The organism is Methanobacterium sp. (assembly GCA_030017655.1).
Classification (GTDB): domain Archaea; phylum Methanobacteriota; class Methanobacteria; order Methanobacteriales; family Methanobacteriaceae; genus Methanobacterium_D.
Genome location: JASEIM010000071.1, coordinates 1 through 693, shown reverse-complemented (window position 1 = coordinate 693; position 693 = coordinate 1). Strand labels below are relative to the sequence as shown.

1 protein-coding gene and 1 tRNA gene are annotated in these 693 nt (G+C 32.9%); one reads left to right on the top strand and one right to left on the bottom strand.

The genetic code is table 11. The features are described 5' to 3' along the window. Window positions 1-57: 57 nt before the first annotated feature. Window positions 58-219 (bottom strand): 4Fe-4S binding protein, encoded by a 162-nt coding sequence (locus QMD61_11655; GenBank protein MDI6725288.1) that lies wholly within the window; start codon window positions 217-219, stop codon window positions 58-60. A 257-nt stretch (window positions 220-476) separates the two neighbouring features. Here QMD61_11655 and QMD61_11650 point away from each other — a divergent pair. Continuing rightward, window positions 477-560 (top strand) — tRNA-Leu (locus QMD61_11650). The last annotated feature ends 133 nt before the right edge of the window (window positions 561-693 follow it).

The following is a 693-nucleotide window of genomic DNA, read 5'->3' as shown; positions in this document are numbered from 1 at the left end:
TGAACCAGCAACACGACCTCCCACTACAATAACATCATATTTCATATTTGTCTCCTTTCAATCAATTAAAGCCCCTAAAGGACAAACAATTGTACAATTATTGCATTTTTGGCATTTTCCTTTAATATTTATACAATTTTCTAAAATTTCAAAAACATTGTGGGGACAAACTCCAACACAAGCACCGCAAATTCCACATTTATTTAAATCAACCTTCATTCAAACACCGATAAGGTCATAGTAACATTTAATATTCATCCAAACGCCTTTGATTTTTTCTATTAAGATTTTTTTAAACAGTATTATAAAATATGGTTTTTTATTTATTTTAATATGATAAACATTTAGACTAGATAAAATAATTTAATCAATATATTTGATATCTATCACCTAAAATTGGTTAATGGAAACATATTATTAAGATAACCGTTAACTTAATATATAACCTCTAACAATTTCTAACAAGTTTGTTATTTGCAGGGGTGCCCGAGCTGGCCAAAGGGGGTGGACTTAAGATCCTCTGGCGTAGGCCTACGTGGGTTCGAATCCCATCCCCTGCACTTATTATTATCAACATATACTATGGTTAGTTTTAAATACTACAATAATAAAAATTAGAAAAATATAGCCTCAGTGGCTCAGGCGGTAGAGCGATGCCTTGGTAAGGCATAGGTCGGGGGTTCGAATCCCCCC